The following is a 20,316-nucleotide window of genomic DNA, read 5'->3' on the forward strand; positions in this document are numbered from 1 at the left end:
TCCGATGATCGTCGAACGGCCGAGTCTCGCCGGGTGACCGATGCCCGGCGGGTGGCCGATGCCCGGCGGGTGACCGATGCCCGCCGGGCTGATCAGTGGACGTCGGTCACCACCACGTCCAGCTGCCACGGCTTGCGCTCGGTGCCGCGCGCCGAGACCTCCACCCGGTGGCCCAACTGCTCCATGGCGTCGACCAGTTCGCCGGGGTCGGTCGGCTCCGCGCCCGCCGCGAGCAGGTCGCGCACCAGGCGGCCCTTGGTCGCCTTGTTGAAGTGCGAGACCACCGAGCGCTTCAGCACCCCGTCCACCTCGCGCTCCTGCAGCACCCGCACCGTCACCGTCCGGCCCGCGACCGGGCCCGCGGGCTTCCACGCCGCCGCGTAGGCCGAACTGCGCAGGTCCAGCACCAGCCCGCCGTCCGCGGCCTCCGGCAGCACCGCGTCCAACTCGCCCCGCCAGTACGGGCCCAGGGCCCCCAGCGGCGGCAGCTTCACACCCATCGAGCAGCGGTAGGACGGGATCCGGTCGCCGATCCGCACCGCGCCCCACAGGCCGGAGAAGACCAGCAGCGAACGCTCGGCCCGGGCGTAGGCGGCCTCGTCCAGCTTGGCCAGGCCCAGGTTGTCGAACAGCACCCCGGTGTACACCTCACCCGCCGGGCGGGCCCCCGCCGTCAGCAGTCCGGCGTTCTTGTCGACCTCCCCGCGCAGCCCCTTGCTCAGCCCCAGCACCTCCGCCGCCCGGTCCCCGTCCCCGGCGCACAGTTCCACCAGCGCCTCCAGCACCCGCCGCCGGGCCCCGGTCAGCCCCGGCAGCGACAGCTCCGCCAACTCCACCGGTGCACCCGCCTCCGGCGCGGCCTTCCCCTCCGACGGCGGCAGCAGAACCAGCACGGCGACACCCCTTCAACAACCTGTAGCACCCGAACCCGACCACCCTAACGACCCGCCCGCCCACACCCCGAATCCCCGGGCCCCGGGTGGGGGAGCGGAGGTTCGGGACGGGAGAACGGAGGCTCGGGACGGAGGAGCGGGGCCCCTACCGCTGTCCGTGCGGGCCCTGCGCCGTTCTGGGGCCGGGCGTTGGCCGCTACCGGCCGCGGGCGGCGACCACCGCTGCGCCGGCGCCCAGGGCGGTGCAGAGCGGCGCGTAGAGACGGCGGTCGAGGCGGACGAAGCGGGGGCTGCGGTCGGTGAGGAGCCGGGGGCCGGCCAGGCCGCGGGCCAGCAGGACGGTCGCCACCCCGGCGGTGCCCGCCGTCCGGAGCCAGCGGGGGCCGGTGGCGGGGAGGGCCCCGCCGCGGGCGGCGACCAGGTAGGCGCCGGTGCCGAGCAGTCCCGCCACCCCCAGGCAGGCCGCGGCGGAGGGCAGTTGCTCGGGGGTGGTGCCGACCACCAGGTCGGCGAACTCGGCGCGGCTGCGGCACGGCCACGGCGTGCGCGCCCACAGCGCGTGCAGCCCGCCGACCGCCGCGAGCGTGCCCGCCACGGCCACCGCGGTGCGCCGCACCCCGCGCCCGGCCGCCGTCGCCCCCGCGCCCGCCGCCGCGCCCGGGCCCGCGCCCGCCCCCACGTCCGCCGCCGCGCCCGCCCCCACGTCCCCGCACCCGCACCCGCACCCGTCGCAGGCCGACTGCCCCGAACCCGAACCCGTCCCCGTCCGCACCGTCACGTGCTCCCCACCCCTCCCGAAGGCCAATCCCCGTGCGCCACAACCGCCTTCGCGGCTGTTTCAGCGCGCCTTCCACGCTACCGCCGCTTACGCTGCGACCATGCCGCGCCGACACCTCAGCGTCCGGGCCGCCCAGACCGCCAGGATCAACACCGAGCTCGCCGACCTCAGGACCCGTCTGGAGATCCGCACCGACTGGTCGCCGGAGGTGCTCGCGGAGGCCGACCGGGCGGCCGCGCTGCCCCGGCTGCCGGAGTTCGACGCCACCGACCTGGACCTGTTCACCCTCGACCCGCCGGGCTCCCGGGACCTGGACCAGGCGATGCAGCTGTCCCGGCGCGGCACCGGCTACCGGGTGCACTACGCGATCGCCGACGTCGGCGCGTACGTCATCCCGGGCGGGGCGATCGACACCGAGGCCGGGCACCGGGTGCAGACGCTGTACTTCCCGGACGGGAACGTGCCGCTGCACCCGGCCCGGCTGTCCGAGGGCGCGGCCAGCCTGCTGCCCGGCGAGCTGCGGCCCGCCCTGCTCTGGCAGCTCGACCTGGACGCGGACGGCGCCCTCGTCCTGGCGGACCTGCGCCGGGCCCGGGTCCGCTCCCGCCGCCGGCTCGACTACGCGGGCGTCCAGGCCCGGATCGACGCGGGCACCGCCGACGGGCAGCTCGGCCTGCTCGCCGAGATCGGCGCCCTGCGCGAGGCGCAGGAGCAGCGGCGCGGCGGCGTCAGCCTGCCCGTCCCCGAGCAGGAGGTGACGGCCGAGGACGGCGGCTACCGGCTCGGCTACCGGGCGCCGCTGCCCGCCGAGGGCTGGAACGCGCAGGTCTCGCTGCTCACCGGCACGGCCGCCGCCGAGCTGATGCTGGACGCCGGGATCGGCCTGCTGCGCACCCTGCCCGCGGCCCCGGAGTCCGCGTACGCCCGGCTGCGCCGCACCGCCGCCGCGCTCGGCGTGGACTGGCCGGAGGGCCTGCCCTACCCGGCGCTGATCCGTTCGCTGGACCCGAACCGCACCGCCGACGCGGCCTTCCTCAACGAGTGCACCGGCCTGCTGCGCGGCGCGGGCTACCGCGCCTTCGACACCGCCCGCGGCACCGCCCCGCCCGCCGACCCGGTGCACGCGGCGCTGGCCGCCCCGTACGCGCACTGCACGGCGCCGCTGCGCCGGCTCGGCGACCGGTACGCGCTGGAGGTCTGTGCGGCGGTGGCGGGCGGCACCGAGGTGCCGGGCTGGGTGCGCGACGCGCTGCCGCTGGTGCCGGGGCTGATGGAGTCCGGTGACCGGCGGGCGCACGAGGTGGAGCGGGCCTGCGTGGACCTGGTGGAGACGGAGCTGCTGCGCGGGCGGGAGGGGGAGGAGTTCGAGGCGGTGGTGGTGGACGTGGACGAGCGCCGCCCCACCGTCGGGACGGTGCAGCTGCGCGATCCGGCGGTGGTCGCCAAGTGCGACGCGTCCGGGCGGCTGCCGCTGGGGCACCGGGTGACCGTCCGGCTGACCCTGGCCGATCCGGCCAGCCGCACCGTCCGCTTCGCGCTGGCGGCGGACGGATAGCCGCGGGGAGCACCGGGGCCGGTCCACTGGCCCGGCCGGCCCGCCAGTTCGCCGGTCCGCCGGTCCCAGGAAGCGTTCATGAGCTGGTGGGATGATCGGACGATGAGCCGACCGATCACCGTGCCGGACCGTCGTCACAGGCTGCTGATCCTGGCCATCTGCTGCCTCAGCCTGTTCATCGTCGGCCTGGACAACACCGTCGTGAACATCGCCCTGCCCGCGATCCAGAAGGACCTGGACGCCCCCGCCTCCGGCCTGCAGTGGGTGATCGACGCCTACACGCTGGTGCTGGCCTCGCTGCTGATGCTCTCCGGCTCGGTGGCCGACCGGATCGGCCGCAAGCGGGTGTTCATGACCGGGCTGGTGCTGTTCGTGCTCGGCTCGCTGCTGTGCAGCCTCGCGCCCGGGCTCGGCTGGCTGATCGGCTTCCGGGCGGTGCAGGCGGTCGGCGGGTCGATGATGAACCCGGTGGCGATGTCGATCATCACCAACACCTTCACCGACCCCGCGGAACGGGCCCGGGCGATCGGCGTCTGGGGCGGCGTGATCGGCGTCAGCATGGCGCTGGGCCCGCTGATCGGCGGCTTCCTGGTGGACACCGCGGGCTGGCCGTCGATCTTCCTGATCAACGTGCCGGTCGGGCTGCTCGCCTGCCTGCTGACCTTCCGCCACGTGCCGGAGTCCCGGGCGCCCCGGGCCCGCCGCCTCGACCCGGTCGGGCAGCTGCTGATGGTGGTGCTGCTGGGCTGCGGCACCGCCGCGATCATCGAGGGCCCCGGCCGCGGTTGGACCTCGCCCGGCATCCTCGCGCTGGCCGCGCTGGCCGTCGGCGCGCTGGTCGCCTTCCCGCTCTGGGAGCGCCGGGTCGCCGACCCGCTGGTCGACCCCCGGTTCTTCCGCAGCGCCCCGTTCACCGGCGCCACCGTCACCGCGGTGTGCGCGTTCGCGGCGCTCGGCGGCTTCCTCTTCCTCAACACCCTCTACCTGCAGGACGTCCGCCACTACAGCCCGGTGGTGGCGGGCCTGTGGACGCTCCCGACGGCCGGGCTCACCCTGGTCGCCGCCCCGCTCTCCGGCCGGATCGTGGCCGGACGCGGCCCGCGCCTGCCGCTGCTGGTGGCCGGGGCGGCGATCGCCGCCAGCGGACTGCTGCTGACCCGGCTCACCGAGGACTCCTCCGCGCTCCTGCTGCTGCCCGCGTACGCCCTGTTCGGCGTCGGCTTCGGCCTGGTCAACGCCCCGATCACCAACTCCGCGGTCTCCGGGATGCCGCTGGCCCAGGCCGGGGTGGCCGCCGCGGTCGCCTCCACCAGCCGCCAGGTCGGCCAGTCGCTCGGCGTCGCCGTGATCGGCACCGTGGTCACCAGCGCGGTCGCCTCGGCGGGCGGCTTCACCCCCGCCACCCACGCGGGCTGGTGGATCGTCACCGGCCTCGGCCTGACCGTCCTGCTGCTGGGCCTGCTCACCACCACCCCCTGGGCGGCCGCCACCGCCGCCCGGGTCGCCGCCCGCCTCGACCGGCCCGCGACCGCCCCGCGGAAGGACACCGCCGGGCGCGCGCACTGACCGGTTCCGCCGGGCGCGCCCGCCGACCGTCCCGCCGCGGGGCCCGCGCGCCCCGCGGTGCGGGGGCGCGCCGTGGAGCGGCTACGATGGCCAGTACGGCGGACGAGCCGGCCGGGCGGTCGCGTCGGGTCCCTACGGGGCCCGCCGAGGAACGTCCGGGCTCCACAGAGCAGGGTGGTGGGTAACGCCCACCCGGGGTGACCCGCGGGACAGTGCCACAGAAAGCAGACCGCCTGCCGCTCCGGCGGCAGGTAAGGGTGAAACGGTGGTGTAAGAGACCACCAGCGACCGAGGTGACTCGGCCGGCTCGGTAAACCCCACTCGGAGCAAGGTCAAGATCGGTGCCCCCGGGCACCGTGCGCGGGTGTTCGAGGGCTGCTCGCCCGAGCTCGCGGGTAGACCGCACGAGGCTGTCGGCAACGGCAGCCCTAGATGGATGGCCGCCTCCCCGGCCCGCGCGAGCGGCCCGGGAGACAGAACCCGGCGTACAGGCCGACTCGTCCGCCGCCTCCGGCTCAGGGGCCCGGCCGCGCAGCAGCGCGGCCGGGCCCTTCGGCGTGCGGACCGGGACGGGCGGAGGGGGTCAGCCGACGGCGTTGTTGTAGTCGTCGATGGCGGGCTGGAGTTCCTTCGCGGCGTCGGACAGGGCCTGCTGGGCGGTCTTGGAGCCGGAGACGGTCTGTTCGATCGCGGTCTCCACGCCCTTGCGGGCCTGGGGCATGACGCCGAGCAGGCAGCCCGCGGTGGCGGGGGTGGGCTTGGTGGCGGCCATCTGGTCGATGGCGGTCCTGAACTGGGGGTACTTGGCGACCCACTGCTGGTCGGCGGCGACGTCCAGGGCCTTGGTGTTGACGGGGAAGTAGCCGGTGCCGGTGTGCCAGGCGGCCTGCTGGGCGGGGGCGGTGAGGAACTTCTCGAACTCCCAGGCGGCGCGCTGCTGGGCGGCGGAGTGGCCGGGGCCGGAGATCCACAGGGAGGCGCCGCCGATGACCGGGCCGCCCCGGTCGTCGGCGGCGGTCCTGGGGAACGGGGCGGTGCCGACGGTGAACTTGGCGGCCTCGGTGTAGCCGCGCAGCACGCCGGTGGACTCCAGGTGCATGGCGACCGTGCCGGCCTTGAAGGCGGCCTGGGCGTCGGTGGTCTGGCGGCCGGTGTTGGCCGCGTAACCGCCCTTGACCAGGTCGGCCCACCACTGGACGATCTCGGCGCCCTTGGCGGTGTCGAAGGAGACCTTGGCGGCCTTCCCGCTGCGGCCGTTGCCCTGGTCGCAGTAGAGCGAGCCGGACTCGGCGAGCAGTTCCTCGACGAACCAGCCGTAGACGGCGGCGCCGAAGCCGTACCGGACGGTCTGTCCGCCGCCGTCCTTCTTGGTGAGCTTCCTGGCGAGGTCGCCGAGTTCGGCCAGGGTGGTGGGCGGCTTCGCCGGGTCCAGCCCGGCCTCGGTGAAGGCGTCGGTGTTCAGGTAGAGCAGCGGCACCGAGGAGTTGAACGGCATCGAGGCGAGCTTGCCGTCGATCGAGTAGTAGTTGCGGATGTTGGGCTGCAGGTCGTCCAGCGGGTAGCCGTCCCGGTCGGCGAAGGCCTGGGCGGGGACGGTCTGCCTGGAGTCGATCATGAAGCGGGTGCCGATGTCGTAGACCTGCACCAGCGCCGGGGTGGCCTTCTGCTGCACGGACGCCTTGTACTTGGCGACCAGGTCGTCGTACGAGCCCTGGAAGACCGGCTTGACCTCGATCTTCCCCTGGTGCGCGGCGTTGAACTCGGTGACCAGGGCGGTCAGCGCCTCGGCGTTCTTGCCCGTCATCGAGTGCCAGAACTCGACGGTGGTCACCCCGGACGCCTGGTCGAGGGCGGAGGCGGCGGGCGCGGCGGCGTCGCCGGAGCCGGAGCCGCCGGAGCCGGAGCCGCCGGAAGTGCAGGCCGTCAGGGCCAGGCCGGACACCAGCAGGGCGGCGAGCGCGCGGGCACTCTTCTTCACGGGTCTTCTCTCTTCTACGAGCTGCTACGAGGGTGGGTGCCGGAGAGTCGAGCGGGGAGCGGAGGAGGTCAGCGCACGGCGCCGGTGGTCAGGCCGCGGACGAGGAAGCGCTGGCCGAACAGCACCAGCGCCAGCGTGGGCAGCAGCGACAGCACCACCCCGGCCAGGATCAGACCGGGGTCGGCCATCTCGGAGTCGCGCAGCGTGGACAGGCCGATCTGCAGGGTCTGCATCTCGGCGGTGCGGGTGATGATCAGCGGCCAGAAGTACTGGTTCCAGGCGGACAGGAACACGTACACGGCGAGCGCGGCCAGCGTCGGGCGGCTCAGCGGCACCAGGATCCGCCACAGGAACCGCCAGTGCCCGGCCCCGTCGATCCGGGCGGCGTCCCGCAGTTCGGCCGGGAACTGCCGGAACGACTGCCGCAGCAGGAACGTCCCGAAGGCGGAGGCCAGGAACGGCAGCACCAGCCCGAAGTAGGTGTTGCCCAGCCCCCAGCCGGACAGCGTCAGGTAGTTGGGGATGACCACTGCCTCCCACGGCACCATCAGGGTGGCCAGGAACGCGCCGAACACCACCCGGCGGGCCCGCACCGGCAGGAAGACGAAGGCGTACGCGGCCAGCACCGAGGTGAGCAGTTGCGCCACGGTGACCGTGCCCGCCACCAGCACCGAGTTGGCGTACTGGCGGGCCAGCGGCACCGCGTGCACGGCGCCGGAGAAGTTCCGCCCGGTGAGCGCGTGCGGGACCAGGGCGGGCGGGTAGGAGGCGATCTCGTCGGGGCGCATGAACGCGCCGGCGAACACGTAGTAGACGGGGAACAGCACCGTCAGCACGGCCGCGAGCAGGAGCAGGTGGACGAGCGACCTGCCCAGCAGCGCGCGCGGGTGGCGGCGGCGCCGACGGGCGGGACGGGCCGGGGCGGGCGCGGCGGTGCCGGTGAGGGTGGCGGTCACGCGTAGTGCACCTTCCGTTCCAGGACGCCGAACTGGAGGGCGGTGCACGCCAGGACGACGACCAGCAGCACCACGGCCTGGGCGCTGGCGGTGCCGAAGTCGCTGGAGCCGTAGGCGAACGCCTTCTGGTAGACGGAGTAGACCAGGGTGCGGGTGGCGCCGTCCGGGCCGCCCCGGGTGAGGACGTGGATCTGGCCGAAGCTCTGCAGCGCGTTCACGGTGGAGACCACGACCAGGAAGAACAGGCTGGGGCCCAGCAGCGGCACCGTCACCGAGCGGGCCAGCCGCAGCCCCGAGGCGCCGTCCAGCCGGGCGGCCTCGGTGATCTCGTCGGGGATCGAGCCGATGCCCGCGGACAGCACCAGCACGTTGTAGCCGAGGTTCATCCAGACCGTGGCCGCGGCGACCGACAGCAGCGCGTACCGGGAGTCGGTGAGCCAGCCGACCGGGCCCAGGTGGAGCTGGGAGAGCAGGCCGTTGAGCACCCCGCTGGCGGGGTTGTAGAAGACCGAGAAGACCACCGAGGCGCTGGCCACCGAGAAGGCGAACGGCAGCGCGAAGGCCGAGCGCAGCAGCCGGACGCCGCGGATCCGGTTCTCCAGCAGCAGCACCAGCACCAGCGCGCCGAGCACCCCGGGGACGACGGTGAGCAGCACGAACAGCGCGGTGGTGAGCAGGGTGTCGCGGAACTCGGCGGAGGCCAGCAGGTCGGCGTAGTGCTTCCAGCCGACGTACCGCGAGGGCGCGCCGAACAGGTCGTTGGCGTGCGCGCTGAGGTAGAGGGTGCGCCCGAGCGGATAGGCGACGAACAGGACGAGGACGACGACGGAGGGCAGCAGGAAGGCCCAGGCGAGCCCGTGCTCCCCGAGGCGGCGCGGGCGCGCCGCCGGGGGTGGTGCGGTCGGCATGGTGCGCGTCCGCCTTTCGTGACGTCGGTTCCGGCCAAACCGTGTCGCGCCCGGACGACGGGCCGGCGAGGGTGGGGTGAGCGGCGGGTGGCGCCTTTCTTACGCGTTCGCGTCAGAAAGGGCGGGCCCCGTGTGGCTACCCCACTTCCGCCCCTTCTGCACCTCCCGGGAACCGATCGTTCGTCAGGTCCGGTACGCACCACGTCCGTTGGGCCGGTGCAGGCGGTGTCCGAAGCTGTTCGGTCGTCAAGGGGCGGGGCCGGACGGGGTTTCAGCGCAGCAGGCGGCGCTCCTTGGCGATGGCGACCGCCCCGGAGCGGGTGTCCACGCCGAGCTTGGCGTAGATCCGGCCGAGGTGGGTCTTCACCGTGGCCTCGCTGATGAACAGGGCCCGGGCGATCTCCTTGTTGCCCAGGCCCTGGCCGAGCTGGTCGAGGATGTCCTGTTCGCGGTCGGTGAGTTGGGGGAGCGGGGAGCGCATCTGGGCCATCACCCGGGACGCGACCGGCGGGGACAGCGCGGGGCGGCCCGCCGCGGCGGCGCGGATGGCGGCGAACAGCTCCTCCGGCTTCTCGGCCTTCAGCAGGTAGCCGGTCGCGCCCGCGTTGATCGCCCGGCTGATGTCGGTGTCGGTGTCGAAGGTGGTCAGCACCAGGACGTGGCTCGCGCCCGGTCCGGCGAGGATCCGCCGGGTGGCCTCCACCCCGTCGATGCCCTCGCCGAGCTGGAGGTCCATCAGGACCACATCCGGCCGCAGGGCGGCGGCCAGCGAGACGGCCTCCTCCCCGGTGCTGGCCTCGCCGACCACCTCGACCGCCGGGTCGCTGGACAGCAGGGCCAGCAGCCCGGCCCGGACCATGGCGTGGTCGTCGCAGATGACCAGCCGGACGGTGTCGTTCATGAACCGCTCCTCTCGTGTCGCCGCCGTCGGCCGACGCTACCGGCGCCGCCGGCGTCCGGACGGGACCGGCGGCGCGCCGCCCCGGGGTGCACCGACCGGCGGCGCGCCGCCCCGCGGTTCACCGGCCCGCCAGCGGGATGGCCGCGGAGACCACGGTGCCCTCGCCCGGGGCGGACTCGACGGTGAGCGTGCCGCCGAGCTGGCGCAGCCGGGCCCGCATCGCGGGCAGGCCGTGGCCCCGGCTGCCGCCGGCCGCCCAGTCGGTGCGCTCGTCGCGCCCGAGCCGGCCGACCAGGGCGGGGGCGAAGCCGCGGCCGTCGTCCGCGACGTCCAGCACGGCCTGGTCGCCCAGGTAGGAGAGGGTGATCGAGGCGTGCGCGGCCCCGGCGTGCTCCCTGGTGTTCGCCAGCGCGCCCTGGGCGATCCGCAGCAGGGCGGACTGGGCGGCGGCGGGCATCGGGGCGGGCTGCCCGTCCAGGTGGAAGCGGACGGCCAGGCCGCTCTCGGCGGCCTCCCGGTCGGCCAGGGCCTGCAGGGCGGCCTCCAGGGTGCCCCGCTCCGCGAGGTCGGCCGGGGCGAGGTCGTGGACGAAGCGGCGGGCCTCCGCGAGGTTCCGCGCGGCGATCGCGGCGGCCGTCCGGACGTGGCCGAGGGCGGCCGCCGGATCCTGCCGCCACGTCCGCTCCGCGGCCTGGAGCAGCATCTGCTGGCTGGACAGGCCCTGGGCGAGGGTGTCGTGGATCTCGACGGACAGCCGCTCCCGCTCGGCGAGGGCGCCCTGGCGGCGCTCGACCGCGGCCAGCTCCCGCCGGGTGCGGACCAGGTCGACGATCAGCTTGCGCTGCCGGGCGCCCTGCCGCTGCATGTACAGGAACACCGCGGTGGCGAGCGCGGCGACCGCCGGGGGCAGCAGCAGCATCGTCGGGTCGAAGCCGCCCGGCAGCCGCAGCTCGGAGACCACCACCAGCACCGTCAGCGCCGTGACCAGCGGGATCGCGGCGCGCGGCGGCAGCGCCCGGAGCACCGTGTACACCAGCGGGACGGCGCACCAGGCGAAGCTGGGCGCCATCAGCACCAGCACCGCCCAGCTCGCCAGCACCGCCGCCAGCCAGGCCTGCCGCCGCTCGGACAGTCCCGACAGGTGGCCGACGGCCAGCGCCAGGCTCAGCCCCACCACCCACGGCGTCAGCGGGCTGGCCAGGTGGTGCGTCAGGTACCTGGTCAGCGAGGTGCCGAGCAGCAGCAGGAAGGCCAGCCGCATCACGACGGTCAGCCAGCCCGCGTCCGGGTCCGCGGCCCGGGACAGGGGTGGACGCACCATGGCGGGCTCCTCCGTTCCTCCGTGCTCCCTTCGCATGGTGGACCGGGACGGCGGCCCGCACATCCACCGATCGGTTGACACGGATGTCCTCCATCATGCTCCGCGGAGCGAGCCGGTTCGCCGATCCGGGGAGGGGGTGCCGGGGCGAAACATGGAGGGCGAGGCCGGGGAGCACAGGGATCCGGCGCCGGACCGAGACCCGGTCCCCGAAGACAGAAGACAGAAGCAGGAGCCGAAAATGAAGAAGCTGAGCACCCGCACCCGCGTCGTCACCGGTGCCGTCGCGGTCGCCGCGGTCGGAGCCAGCGTGGTCGGCGCCGTCACCGCCAGCGCCGAGACCCCGAACGCGGCCCCCGCCACCGCGGTCACCTCCGACGTCCAGAACAAGAACACCTTCCAGTCCACCCACCTGACGGTCGAGGCCGCCACCAAGGCCGCCCAGGCCAGCCTGGACGCCGCCGCCAAGGCCGGCCAGAAGATCTCCGTCGCCGTCGTCGACCGCAACGGCAACGTGATCGTCGAGCTGCGCGGCGACGGCGCCGGCCCGCAGTCCTTCGAGTCGGCCGAGCGCAAGGCCTACACCGCGGTGTCCTGGAACGCGCCGACCTCCGAGCTGGTCAAGCGCCTGGCCCAGGCCCCGAACCTGAAGGACATCCCCGGCACCCTGTTCCTGGGCGGCGGCGCCCCGGTCCAGGTCAAGGGCGCCCCGATCGCGGCCGTCGGCGTGGCCGGCGCCCCCAGCGCCGACCAGGACGAGCAGTTCGCCCAAGCCGGTGTCGCGGCCCTCGACAAGTGACCTGCCGAGGGTGACGCCGTCGGCCGCCCCCACGGCCCGGCGCAGAGCCCCGTGGCCCGCTCCGAGCCGGAGCGGGCCACGGGGCCCCTTGGCGTCCGCCCGGCTCAGTCCTCCCGGTAGACGGCCAGCGCCCAGATCACGAACACGTCCAGCGCGATGATGACCATGGACCACAGCGGGTAGTACGGCAGATCCAGGAAGTTGCCGATCAGGCCGAGCGAGACCAGGAAGATACCGGCGATCCGGGCCCAGGCCGCCCCCTTGATCACGAAGAAGCCGACCAGGGCGATCAGCACGCCGATCACCAGGTGGATCCAGCCCCAGGAGGTCAGGTCGAACCTGAAGACGTACCGGGGCGTGGTGACGAAGACGTCGTCCTCGGCGATCGCCATGATGCCGCGGAACACCTCCAGGATGCCGCCCACCAGCATGATCACACCGGCGAACAGCACCATCCCGGAGACCCAGCCCCTGTTGGGAGGCCGGTGGGTGGCGCCCGCGGGCGGCGGGGTTGCGGTCGGACCGACAGACGAGCTCATGGAACCTCCTAGGCCGAAGCAGGTCTTGTCCCCGACCCTCCGGCACCGGCGGCCTCCGGGCATTCGGGCGACTCCGTACGGGTGAACGCCGCGGCCCTGCCGCCGCCCCCGCCGCCGCCCCCGCCGGGCCGTCCGGCACCGGGTCGCCCCGAGCCGCGCCGCTGTGTTCACCGGTCACAGCGCCGCTCCCACGGCGCCCGGGCCGCCGCCGCGGGGAGGTGCGCGCCGGACCGACCGGCGGCCGCCGGGACGCGCGGCGCCGACACCGCGTCAGTCCGCGGTCCCGGGCAGCAGGACGCGCAGGGCGAGGGCGCGCAGCGCGGCCAGCCGGGCGCGGTCCCAGCCGTGGTAGACGGCGTTGCTGCACAGCGCCACGTAGCGGCGGGTGCGCGGGGCCAGGTAGAGGCTGGTGCCGGTGAACCCGTGGTGGTAGGCGACCGAGCCGTCCGCGGTGACGATCCAGGCCAGGCCGCGGTGCAGGCCCGGCTCGACCGGGGTGCGCGGGCGGCGGCTCAGCGCGAACCACTCGGGCAGCGGGCCGTCCGCCCCGAGCAGGTGCTCGGCGAAGACGGCCAGGTCGGCGGCGGTGGAGAACACCCCGGCGTGCCCAGCCACCCCGCCCAGCAGGGCCGCGCTCGGGTCGTGCGGGATGCCCCAGGTCCGGGGCGCGCCGCGCAGCCGCTGCTCGGTCGGGGCCAGCCGGGGGTCGCGCGGCAGCGGGCCGTACGCGGTGGCGGTCAGGCCGAGCCCGCGCCAGAGCTCGTCGGCCAGTTCGGGCAGCGGGCGGCCCAGCAGCTCGGGCAGCAGCAGGCCGAGCAGGACGAACCCGCGGTCGACGTACCGGTGGTGCGCGCCGGGGGCGGAGACCAGGGGTTCGGCGCACAGGTGCTCGGCCAGCGGCCGCCCGGTGTGCTGGTAGCGGGCCAGGCCGGTCTGCGGGAGCAGGCCCGCGGTGTGGCTCAGCAGCTGGCTGACGGTCAACTCGCGGCCGGGGGAGGGGAGTCGCGGGAAGACGGCGCGCAGCGGGGCGTCCAGGTCGAGGCGCCCGGCGCGGACGGCGGCGCCGACCAGCGGCCAGGTGGCGAGCACCTTGGTGAGCGAGGCCAGGTCGTAGCGGGTGTGCTCGTCGGGGCGGGCGTCGCCGCACTCGGGGGCGACCACCCCGCGGGCCGCCACCGCCCGCCCGGCCCCGACCTGCCCGACCACCAGCACCCCGCCCGGGAACTGCCCGCCGTCCACCGCCTCCCCCAGCACGGCGCCCAGCGCGGCGGCGGTGGCGTCCACCCACTCCTGCGGTTCGGCCGGCACGCTGCCCCCTCCTGCGGAATCCTCCTCCGGATTGTCGCCCGGCCCGGGCGCCGCGACCAGAGCGCCGGAGCCGGAGCCGGAGCCGGAGCCGGAGCGCCGCGACCGGAGCGCCGGGGTCGGGCAGGAGCGGGACGCGGGCGGCTGACCTGTGACGGCGAAGTCGGACCAGCGGTCATCGAAGTTGGACCGACAGCAGTTCGTGACGGCGAAGGTGGTCCGCCCAGGCCGGATGAGCTGGGCGAGTCCGTCGGCGCGGGGCGCGCCGAGGCCGTCCGTCCTGGGCGTCGGTCGGCGGGTTCCGCCGGGACGTCCGAGCGGAAAATCGTGTGCCACGCGGCGGCGGCCGCGTTAGCCTCGGCGCCATGAACGTCACCGGCCGAACCATCACCGCCGCCGCGCGAGCGACCAGCTCGCCGGTTGCCGCCGCCTGACGTACCTCCCACGTCCCATCGGCCACCGGAAACGGTCCGCCGGTGCCGCCGTGGCGTTCTCGCCCCCGTTCGCCGATGATCCTGCGGACTCGTCGTCCGGTGCCTCCCCGCCAGCCAGGCAAGGAGCCACACCATGAACACCGACAGAATCGTCCGCACGTTCGTCGAGTACTTCGAGGAGCGCGGCCACCACCGCATCGACGGCTCGACCCTGCTGCCGCCCGAGGACGACCCGGTGCTGTTCACCACCTCCGGCATGCACCCGCTCACCCCGTACCTGGAGGGCCGCCCGCACCCGCTCGGCCGGCGGCTGGTCAACGTACAGCGCTGTCTGCGCACCACCGATCTCGAGGAGGTCGGCGACTCCACCCACCTGACCGTCTTCGAGATGCTCGGCACCTGGTCGCTCGGCGACTACGAGGGCCCGCAGAGCCTCGACTGGGGCTACGGGCTGCTCACCGAGGGGTTCGGCATCGACCCGGGTCTGCTCCACGTCACGGTCTTCGGCGGCGACGAGCAGACCGGCCCGGACACCGCCTCGCTCGACCTGTGGCAGGAGCGCGGCCTGCCGGTCGAACTCACCGTCGAGGACAACTGGTGGTCCAACGGGCCGACCGGCCCGTGCGGCCCCGACTCGGAGATCTTCCTGTGGACCGGCGACACCCCGCCGGAGTCGACGCCGACCGGTGACGACCGCTGGGTCGAGGTGTGGAACCAGGTGATGATGCGCTACCGGCGCCTCGACGACGGTTCACTCCAGCCGCTCCCCCAGCGCAACGTCGACACCGGGCTCGGCCTGGAACGGCTGGCCATGCTGCTGCAGGGGAAGCGATCGGTCTTCGAGTGCGACGTCTTCGACCCCTGGCGCCGGACCGTACCGCCCCTGTGGCACCTGGACGGCCCGTCGCTGCGGGTGGTCTGCGACCACCTGCGCTCGGCCGTCGTGGTGATCGGCGACGGGGTCCGCCCGGGCAACTCCGGGCGGGGCTACGTGCTGCGCCGCCTGGTCCGTCGGGCGCTCACCGTGCTGTGGCAGGACGATCCCTCGCGCAGTCTCGGTGACCTGCCGGACGAGCTGGTCCGGCACACCCTGGACCGCTTCCGCCAGGACGAGGAGCCGGACCTCGTCCGCCGGGTCCTGCTGGAGGAGGAGCGCCGGTTCGGTCGGCTCCTGGAGCGCGGCCGTCAGATCCTGGCCCGCCCCCGGTTCCGGAGCGGCCCGCTGAGTGAGGAGGACTTCCGCTACCTCCACGACACCCACGGTCTGCCGCGCGACCTCGTCCTGAACCTGCGGACGCGGTAACGGCGGTCACGGCGACCGGTCAAGCGGTCCGGAGCCGCTCTCGGTCCCACTTCACCGACATGAAATGCCATCGGTCCGTCTTCGAGGACCAATTGATCCCTCTTCGTCGTCACGGGACAGCGGCTTCGTCGAGGCGGGGCTTGTCGTTCGATAGTTGGCGATATATCGTCGAGTTATCGAGATGCTTCGATGAGCGGAGCATCCGTTCACTGAGAGACAGGTGTGCGTCATGCGGTACGACAAGCGTTCTGGTGGAGAAGGTCGGCGTCGCTGGGCCGAGGGCCCGGGGCGTCCGGGGCGGGCCGGGGTGCCCGGCGAGGGGGTCGACGAGTTCGAGGTGCGGGCGGCGTTCGGGCCGTTCGGGGCGCCGGGGCGGCCGATGCCGCCGTTCGGGCCGGGGTTCGGGCCGCGCGGCCGCGGGTTCGGCGGGCACGGTCCGCGCGGGCACGGGGGCGGGCGGCGCGGGGGGCGGGCCAGGCGCGGTGACGTGCGGGCCTCGCTTCTGGCGCTGCTGCGGGAGCGGCCGATGCACGGCTACGAGATGATCACCGAGATCGGTGAGCGCACCGGCGGGGTCTGGCGGCCCAGCCCGGGGTCGGTCTACCCGACGCTCCAGTTGCTGGAGGAGGAGGGGCTGGTCAAGGCCAACGAGGAGTCCGGCAAGAAGCTGTTCGAACTGACCGAGCAGGGGCTGGCCGAGGCCGAGCAGGCCGGGGCGTCCCCCTGGGACGAGGCCGGTCGCCGGGACGACTGGGAGGCCGTGCAGGAGGTCGGCGCCGCGCTCGCGGCGGTGGACCACGCGGTGCGGCAGGTCATGATGACCGGCACCGAGGAGCAGCGGACCAAGGGCCTCGCGGTGCTGGCCGAGACGAAGAAGAAGCTGTACCTGATCCTGGCCGAAGAGGACTGAGTCCCGCCGGGCCCGTGGCGGGGGAGGCCGGTCGGGCGCGCGGGGGAGGTCGGTCAGGCGTCGGGGTCGTACTCGTAGCGCCAGCGGTACCGCCCCTTGGCGTCGTGCTCCTTGGCGCGGCGGTAGACCAGGGTGGTGGCCGGAGTGTCCCCGTGCGCGGGGACGGGCACCCGGTAGACCTTGGGGACCTGGTGGGTCATGCCCAGCAGGACCGGCAGGACCCGGCCGTCCAGCGGTCCTCCGACGAACTCGGTGTCGGCGCTCTTCATCCGACCAGGGTAGGCGCGGCGCGGGCCGTCCGGGGCGGGCGGGTGTGTCCGTTCCGCAGCGGGGGCGTGGCGGGAGGGTGGAGCGGGTGTGACGGGGGAGGCACCGCCCCCGGTCATGGGGAGGGCCCCGGGAGCCTTATCCTGCTACGTACGCCCCCGGGGTCCACCCGGGTCCGCGGGCCCGTACGGGCCGGGCGGGGTGCGCCGAGGTGCGCCCGCCCGCCGAGCGCGCGACTCTCGTGCTCCGTACCCGACCCCCGGACGCCGGCCGCCCGGAGACCCCGTGCGGGTCGGCGGCAGGACGCCCCCCGCGTGCGGTGCACCCCCTCGGGAAGCAGTGCGCCGCTCCGTGCGTTGGCGTCGGTTGTTGCGTAGGTGGCCGTGCCGTACCCGGTACGGCAGCTCAGGCAGGTGCGTGCGGAAGGGGCCAGATGGAAGCCAGCAGCAGGTGGACGTCCTGGTGGCGGCGGGGCGGACGGGACCGTCCGGAGGCCGCCGGAGCGGACGCGGCCGCGCGGCTGGACCTGCTGCTGGGGGCGACCGGGGCCGGTTTCCCGGTGGCGCCCGCGGCGCACCCGGCCGGGCACCGCTGCTCGTGCGACCGGGTCGGCTGTCCGGCCCCGGCCCAGCACCCGCTCTCCTTCGCCTGGCAGTCCCAGGCCACCACCGACACCGAGCAGTTGGCGCGCTGGCTGGCCCGCGACCCGGAGGCGAACTTCGTCACCGCGACCGGCCGCGCGCACGACGTGCTGGACGTGCCGGCCGAGGCGGGCGTGCTCGCCCTGGAGCGGCTGGAGGCGCTCGGCGCGGTCGGCCCGGTGGCCGCGGTCGGCGCCGACCGGTACCTCTTCTTCACCGCGACCCGCGGCACCCCGCAGGACGAGGACGAGTGGTGGACCAGCGCGCTGGACTCCACCCCCGACACCGTCTCCGAGCACCCCGGCCTGCGCTGGCACTGCCGCGGCTCGTACACCCTCGTCCCGCCGGCCGCGCTGCCGGACGGCTCCGAGGTGCGCTGGCTGCGCGGCCCCGAGCGCCCGCTGCCGGACCCGCTGCGGGTGCTGGACGTGCTGACCGACGCGTGCACCGAGGTCGGCGCGGTGGCCCAGGAGCAGTGGCTGATCGGCTGAGCCCGCGCGGGAACCGCAGGAACGATACGGCGGGGGGGGGGGGGGCCCCCCCCCCCCCCCCGCGGGGGGGGGGGGGGGCGGGGCCGCGGGCCCCGGGCGCGGGGGGGGGGGGGCGCCCCCCCCGGGCCCCCCCCCCCCCGCGGCGGGCGGGCCCCCCCCCCCCCGGGGGCCCGGGGGGGGGGGGGGCCCCGCCGCGTCGTCCGGCCGGTCAGGGCAGGGTGAGGATCTCCGCGCCGTCCGCGGTGACCACCAGGGTGTGCTCGAACTGGGCGGTGCGCTTGCGGTCCTTGGTGACCACCGTCCAGCCGTCCGGCCAGACCTCGTAGTCGTAGGTGCCCAGGGTGAGCATCGGCTCGATGGTGAAGGTCATCCCGGGCTTGATCACCTGGGTGGCCCGGTCGCTGTCGTAGTGCGGGATGATCAGGCCGGAGTGGAACGAGGTGTTGATGCCGTGGCCGGTGAAGTCGCGCACCACCCCGTAGCCGAACCGCTTGGCGTACGACTCGATCACCCGGCCGATCACGTTGACCTGGCGGCCCGGCCGGACCGCCTTGATCGCCCGGTTCAGCGCCTCCTCGGTGCGCTCGACCAGCAGCCGGGACTCCTCGTCCACCTCGCCGCACAGGTAGGTGGCGTTCAGGTCGCCGTGCACGCCGTGGATGTAGGCGGTGGCGTCGATGTTGACGATGTCGCCGTCCCGCAGCACGGTCGAGTCCGGGATGCCGTGGCAGATCACCTCGTTGATCGAGGTGCAGATCGACTTCGGGAAGCCCCGGTAGCCGAGGTCCGACGGGTAGGCGCCGTGGTCGCACATGTAGGCGTGGGCGACGGCGTCCAGCTCGTCGGTGGTCACGCCCGGGGCGATCAGCTTCGCGGCCTCGGCCATCGCCCGCGCCGCGATCCGCCCGGCGATCCGCATCTTCTCGACCGTCTCGGCGTCCTGCACCTCGGGACCGGTGTACGGCGTCGGCGCGGGCTTGCCGACGTACTCCGGACGCGCGATGTGCGCGGGGACCTTGCGGGTGGGGGACAGCGTGCCGGGTACCAGAGCCATGACGGCGAGTGTATCGGCCGCCATCCGCCCGGACCCGGCCGCGTGCACGGCCGCCGCGGCGGGAAGGATCACCACCGACGGCCGCGGTCCCGCCGCCGCGGCACCCAGCACAGGACGGGAGACGCAGAGCATGGTGTTCGGCCGCAACAAGCCCACCGGGCAGCCGGGGGAGTGGTTCTACTGCATCAAGCACGGCAAGGTCGAGGAGGGCCCGGACTGCCCGGCCAAGGACCGGCTCGGCCCCTACGCCAGCCGGGAGGAGGCCGCGCGCGCCCTGGAGACCGCCGCCGAGCGCAACCAGGAGTGGCGGCAGGACCCGCGCTGGAACGACGACGAACCCCGGGAGTGAGGACCGCTCAGGAGACGCCCGCGGCCTGTTGCGCCTGGCGCTCGTGCTGCTCCCGCACCGCCAGCGCGTGCGGGTCGGTGCGCGAGTCCCAGGCCAGCAGCTTCGGGACGGCCGCGGTCAGCGCCAGCACGCCCGCCACGCACAGCAGGCCGCCCGCCCAGATCGAGCCGCGCACCCCCACCAGCGCCGCCATCCCGCCCGCCCGGACCTGGCCCAGCTGCGGGCCCACCGAGTACGAGAGCACCTCGACCCCGGCGAGCCGCCCGCGCAGCTGGTCGGGGATCGACTGGTTCCAGATCGTCGACCGTGCCACCCCGCTGACCTGGTCCGCCCCGCCCGCCACCGCCAGGAACAGCAGCACCAGCCAGACGTTCCCGACCAGGCCCGCCAGCGCCACCGCCGCGCCCCAGCCGAGCGCCGCGAACAGCAGCATCCGCCCGTGCCGGTGCACCCTGGCCGTCCAGCCGCCGGTCGCCGCCACCAGCAGCGCCCCCGCCGCCGTCGCCCCGTACAGCAGGCCCAGCGCCCACTCGGCGTCCAACTCGGAGGCCAGGAACGGGTACAGCGCCACCGGGTAGGCGAACAGCATCGCCACCAGGTCGATCGCGTACGTGCCCAGCAGGTCCCTGCGACTCCAGGCGTACGCCAGGCCCTGCCCGATGGTGCGCAGCGACGGGGCCTCGGCGCTCTCGACGGGCGGCACCGGGCGCATCCGGGCGATCAGCGCCAGCGAGACCAGGAAGGTCAGCAGGTCCAGCGCGTAGGCGCTGCGGGCCCCGGCGACCGCGACCACCACGCCCGCCAGCGGCGGGCCGGCCACCGAGGCGACGTTGCGGTACAGCGAGTTGAGGGCGAACGCGGCGGGCAGCTGGTCGTGCGCCACCACCCGGGGAACCGTCGAGTCCAGCGCCGGGCGCTGGAGCCCCGCCAGCGCCGCGGTCAGCGCCGCGACCAGGTAGATCGGCCACAGCAGCGGGTGCGGCAGCAGCGAGTTGGCCAGCATCAGCGCCGCCAGCAGGGCCAGCCCGGCCTCGCTGAGCAGCACCAGGCGGCGCCGGTCCAGCGCGTCCGCCAGGGCGCCGCCCCACAGGCCGAACACCACCAGCGGCACCAGCTCGAACGCGCCGACCAGGCCCACCGCGAAGGTCGATCCGGTCAGCTCCTTGATCTGGATCGGCAGCGCCACGAAGGACAGGAAGCTGCCGAAGCCCGTCACGCAGCCGGACAGCCACAGCAGCCGGAAGTCCCGGGAGGCGCGCCAGGGCGCGAGGTCGGGCAGGAGGCGGCGGAGGAACGGAGCGGTGCTGGTCACATGGCCAGATGCTGCGTCACCGGGACGGAACGGGGCAACCGGTTTTTCCGTCCCGGTTT

General features: G+C 74.8%; 19 protein-coding genes and 1 other RNA gene. 8 read left to right on the forward strand and 12 right to left on the reverse strand.

Going from position 1 to position 20,316, the window contains the following annotated elements:
• Nucleotides 1-92 precede the first annotated feature (92 nt).
• Together yaaA and ACFY00_RS00695 are read right to left on the reverse strand one after the other, a co-directional pair.
• Nucleotides 93-893 carry a peroxide stress protein YaaA gene (yaaA, locus tag ACFY00_RS00690; protein WP_388025793.1) on the reverse strand — a complete coding sequence of 267 codons (801 nt, stop codon included), beginning with the start codon at nucleotides 891-893 and terminating at the stop codon, nucleotides 93-95.
• A 196-nt stretch (nucleotides 894-1,089) separates the two neighbouring features.
• The gene (locus tag ACFY00_RS00695) at nucleotides 1,090-1,596 is read right to left on the reverse strand and encodes a DUF3995 domain-containing protein (RefSeq protein ID WP_388025795.1); all 507 of its coding nucleotides are present in this window, start codon (nucleotides 1,594-1,596) and stop codon (nucleotides 1,090-1,092) included.
• 175 nt (nucleotides 1,597-1,771) lie between these two features.
• Here ACFY00_RS00695 and ACFY00_RS00700 point away from each other — a divergent pair, with 175 nt between their 5' ends.
• From ACFY00_RS00700 to rnpB, 3 genes are all read left to right on the forward strand, one after another.
• Nucleotides 1,772-3,226 (forward strand): RNB domain-containing ribonuclease, encoded by a 1,455-nt coding sequence (locus tag ACFY00_RS00700; protein ID WP_388025797.1) that lies wholly within the window; start codon nucleotides 1,772-1,774, stop codon nucleotides 3,224-3,226.
• Between the two features lie 102 nt (nucleotides 3,227-3,328).
• Nucleotides 3,329-4,792, forward strand: coding sequence for a DHA2 family efflux MFS transporter permease subunit (locus tag ACFY00_RS00705; RefSeq protein ID WP_388025798.1), 1,464 nt, complete (start codon nucleotides 3,329-3,331; stop codon nucleotides 4,790-4,792).
• A gap of 103 nt (nucleotides 4,793-4,895) precedes the next feature.
• Nucleotides 4,896-5,296, forward strand: an RNA gene (gene rnpB / locus ACFY00_RS00710) — RNase P RNA component class A.
• A 79-nt stretch (nucleotides 5,297-5,375) separates the two neighbouring features.
• On the opposite strand, the gene ACFY00_RS00715 is transcribed toward rnpB, so the two are convergent.
• The 5 genes from ACFY00_RS00715 to ACFY00_RS00735 form a co-directional block, all read right to left on the reverse strand.
• Nucleotides 5,376-6,770, reverse strand: a complete 1,395-nt coding sequence (locus tag ACFY00_RS00715; protein ID WP_388025799.1) for an ABC transporter substrate-binding protein — start codon at nucleotides 6,768-6,770, stop codon at nucleotides 5,376-5,378.
• A 68-nt stretch (nucleotides 6,771-6,838) separates the two neighbouring features.
• Nucleotides 6,839-7,726, reverse strand: coding sequence for a carbohydrate ABC transporter permease (locus ACFY00_RS00720; protein ID WP_388025802.1), 888 nt, complete (start codon nucleotides 7,724-7,726; stop codon nucleotides 6,839-6,841).
• Complete coding sequence (locus ACFY00_RS00725; RefSeq protein WP_388025805.1) at nucleotides 7,723-8,634, reverse strand: carbohydrate ABC transporter permease; 912 nt, start codon at nucleotides 8,632-8,634, stop codon at nucleotides 7,723-7,725. Before ACFY00_RS00725 ends, ACFY00_RS00720 begins: the two co-directional genes overlap by 4 nt.
• A gap of 271 nt (nucleotides 8,635-8,905) precedes the next feature.
• Complete coding sequence (locus ACFY00_RS00730) at nucleotides 8,906-9,535, reverse strand: response regulator (protein WP_388025808.1); 630 nt, start codon at nucleotides 9,533-9,535, stop codon at nucleotides 8,906-8,908.
• A gap of 118 nt (nucleotides 9,536-9,653) precedes the next feature.
• Nucleotides 9,654-10,856, reverse strand: coding sequence for a sensor histidine kinase (locus tag ACFY00_RS00735; RefSeq protein WP_388025809.1), 1,203 nt, complete (start codon nucleotides 10,854-10,856; stop codon nucleotides 9,654-9,656).
• A gap of 238 nt (nucleotides 10,857-11,094) precedes the next feature.
• Between ACFY00_RS00735 and ACFY00_RS00740 the strand changes: the two genes are divergently transcribed.
• On the forward strand, nucleotides 11,095-11,652 hold the full coding sequence (locus ACFY00_RS00740; protein WP_388025812.1) for a heme-binding protein: 558 nt from the start codon (nucleotides 11,095-11,097) through the stop codon (nucleotides 11,650-11,652).
• 104 nt (nucleotides 11,653-11,756) lie between these two features.
• Here the strand turns inward: ACFY00_RS00740 and ACFY00_RS00745 are convergent, their stop codons facing one another.
• Nucleotides 11,757-12,191 (reverse strand): hypothetical protein, encoded by a 435-nt coding sequence (locus ACFY00_RS00745; protein ID WP_388025814.1) that lies wholly within the window; start codon nucleotides 12,189-12,191, stop codon nucleotides 11,757-11,759.
• Between the two features lie 270 nt (nucleotides 12,192-12,461).
• Nucleotides 12,462-13,499, reverse strand: a complete 1,038-nt coding sequence (locus ACFY00_RS00750; protein ID WP_388025817.1) for a serine hydrolase domain-containing protein — start codon at nucleotides 13,497-13,499, stop codon at nucleotides 12,462-12,464.
• A gap of 564 nt (nucleotides 13,500-14,063) precedes the next feature.
• Between ACFY00_RS00750 and ACFY00_RS00755 the strand changes: the two genes are divergently transcribed.
• Nucleotides 14,064-15,233, forward strand: a complete 1,170-nt coding sequence (locus ACFY00_RS00755) for an alanine--tRNA ligase-related protein (protein WP_388025818.1) — start codon at nucleotides 14,064-14,066, stop codon at nucleotides 15,231-15,233.
• Between the two features lie 229 nt (nucleotides 15,234-15,462).
• A complete protein-coding gene (locus tag ACFY00_RS00760) occupies nucleotides 15,463-16,143 on the forward strand; it encodes a PadR family transcriptional regulator (protein WP_388025820.1) in 681 nt (226 codons plus the stop codon).
• Between the two features lie 53 nt (nucleotides 16,144-16,196).
• Here ACFY00_RS00760 and ACFY00_RS00765 read toward each other — a convergent pair whose 3' ends face one another.
• Nucleotides 16,197-16,412: a hypothetical protein gene (locus tag ACFY00_RS00765; protein ID WP_388025823.1), complete on the reverse strand. Its 216-nt coding sequence runs from the start codon at nucleotides 16,410-16,412 to the stop codon at nucleotides 16,197-16,199.
• 431 nt (nucleotides 16,413-16,843) lie between these two features.
• Here ACFY00_RS00765 and ACFY00_RS00770 point away from each other — a divergent pair, with 431 nt between their 5' ends.
• Nucleotides 16,844-17,542 carry a bifunctional DNA primase/polymerase gene (locus ACFY00_RS00770; RefSeq protein WP_388025826.1) on the forward strand — a complete coding sequence of 233 codons (699 nt, stop codon included), beginning with the start codon at nucleotides 16,844-16,846 and terminating at the stop codon, nucleotides 17,540-17,542.
• A gap of 208 nt (nucleotides 17,543-17,750) precedes the next feature.
• On the opposite strand, the gene map is transcribed toward ACFY00_RS00770, so the two are convergent.
• Entirely contained in the window at nucleotides 17,751-18,596 is an 846-nt protein-coding gene (map, locus tag ACFY00_RS00775; protein WP_388025828.1) for a type I methionyl aminopeptidase, read from the reverse strand.
• 130 nt (nucleotides 18,597-18,726) lie between these two features.
• On the opposite strand from map, the gene ACFY00_RS00780 reads away from it, so the two are divergent.
• The gene (locus ACFY00_RS00780) at nucleotides 18,727-18,945 is read left to right on the forward strand and encodes a hypothetical protein (RefSeq protein ID WP_388026554.1); all 219 of its coding nucleotides are present in this window, start codon (nucleotides 18,727-18,729) and stop codon (nucleotides 18,943-18,945) included.
• 7 nt (nucleotides 18,946-18,952) lie between these two features.
• Here the strand turns inward: ACFY00_RS00780 and ACFY00_RS00785 are convergent, their stop codons facing one another.
• A complete protein-coding gene (locus tag ACFY00_RS00785; protein WP_388025831.1) occupies nucleotides 18,953-20,257 on the reverse strand; it encodes an MFS transporter in 1,305 nt (434 codons plus the stop codon).
• Nucleotides 20,258-20,316: the final 59 nt, after the last annotated feature.

The organism is Kitasatospora sp. NPDC001540, assembly GCF_042894345.1.
In the GTDB taxonomy this organism is placed as follows: Bacteria; Actinomycetota; Actinomycetes; order Streptomycetales; family Streptomycetaceae; genus Kitasatospora; species Kitasatospora phosalacinea_C.

What these genes read in the sequence shown, in the direction of transcription:
- ACFY00_RS00765 (WP_388025823.1), bottom strand. Translation starts at nt 16,412, where the DNA reads ATGAAGAGCGCCGACACCGAGTTCGTCGGAGGACCGCTGGACGGCCGG.
- map (WP_388025828.1), bottom strand. Translation starts at nt 18,596, where the DNA reads ATGGCTCTGGTACCCGGCACGCTGTCCCCCACCCGCAAGGTCCCCGCG.
- ACFY00_RS00730 (WP_388025808.1), bottom strand. Translation starts at nt 9,535, where the DNA reads ATGAACGACACCGTCCGGCTGGTCATCTGCGACGACCACGCCATGGTC.
- ACFY00_RS00770 (WP_388025826.1), top strand. Translation starts at nt 16,844, where the DNA reads ATGGAAGCCAGCAGCAGGTGGACGTCCTGGTGGCGGCGGGGCGGACGG.
- ACFY00_RS00705 (WP_388025798.1), top strand. Translation starts at nt 3,329, where the DNA reads ATGAGCCGACCGATCACCGTGCCGGACCGTCGTCACAGGCTGCTGATC.
- ACFY00_RS00735 (WP_388025809.1), bottom strand. Translation starts at nt 10,856, where the DNA reads ATGGTGCGTCCACCCCTGTCCCGGGCCGCGGACCCGGACGCGGGCTGG.
- ACFY00_RS00725 (WP_388025805.1), bottom strand. Translation starts at nt 8,634, where the DNA reads ATGCCGACCGCACCACCCCCGGCGGCGCGCCCGCGCCGCCTCGGGGAG.
- ACFY00_RS00740 (WP_388025812.1), top strand. Translation starts at nt 11,095, where the DNA reads ATGAAGAAGCTGAGCACCCGCACCCGCGTCGTCACCGGTGCCGTCGCG.
- ACFY00_RS00760 (WP_388025820.1), top strand. Translation starts at nt 15,463, where the DNA reads ATGCGGTACGACAAGCGTTCTGGTGGAGAAGGTCGGCGTCGCTGGGCC.
- ACFY00_RS00700 (WP_388025797.1), top strand. Translation starts at nt 1,772, where the DNA reads ATGCCGCGCCGACACCTCAGCGTCCGGGCCGCCCAGACCGCCAGGATC.
- ACFY00_RS00755 (WP_388025818.1), top strand. Translation starts at nt 14,064, where the DNA reads ATGAACACCGACAGAATCGTCCGCACGTTCGTCGAGTACTTCGAGGAG.
- ACFY00_RS00745 (WP_388025814.1), bottom strand. Translation starts at nt 12,191, where the DNA reads ATGAGCTCGTCTGTCGGTCCGACCGCAACCCCGCCGCCCGCGGGCGCC.
- ACFY00_RS00780 (WP_388026554.1), top strand. Translation starts at nt 18,727, where the DNA reads ATGGTGTTCGGCCGCAACAAGCCCACCGGGCAGCCGGGGGAGTGGTTC.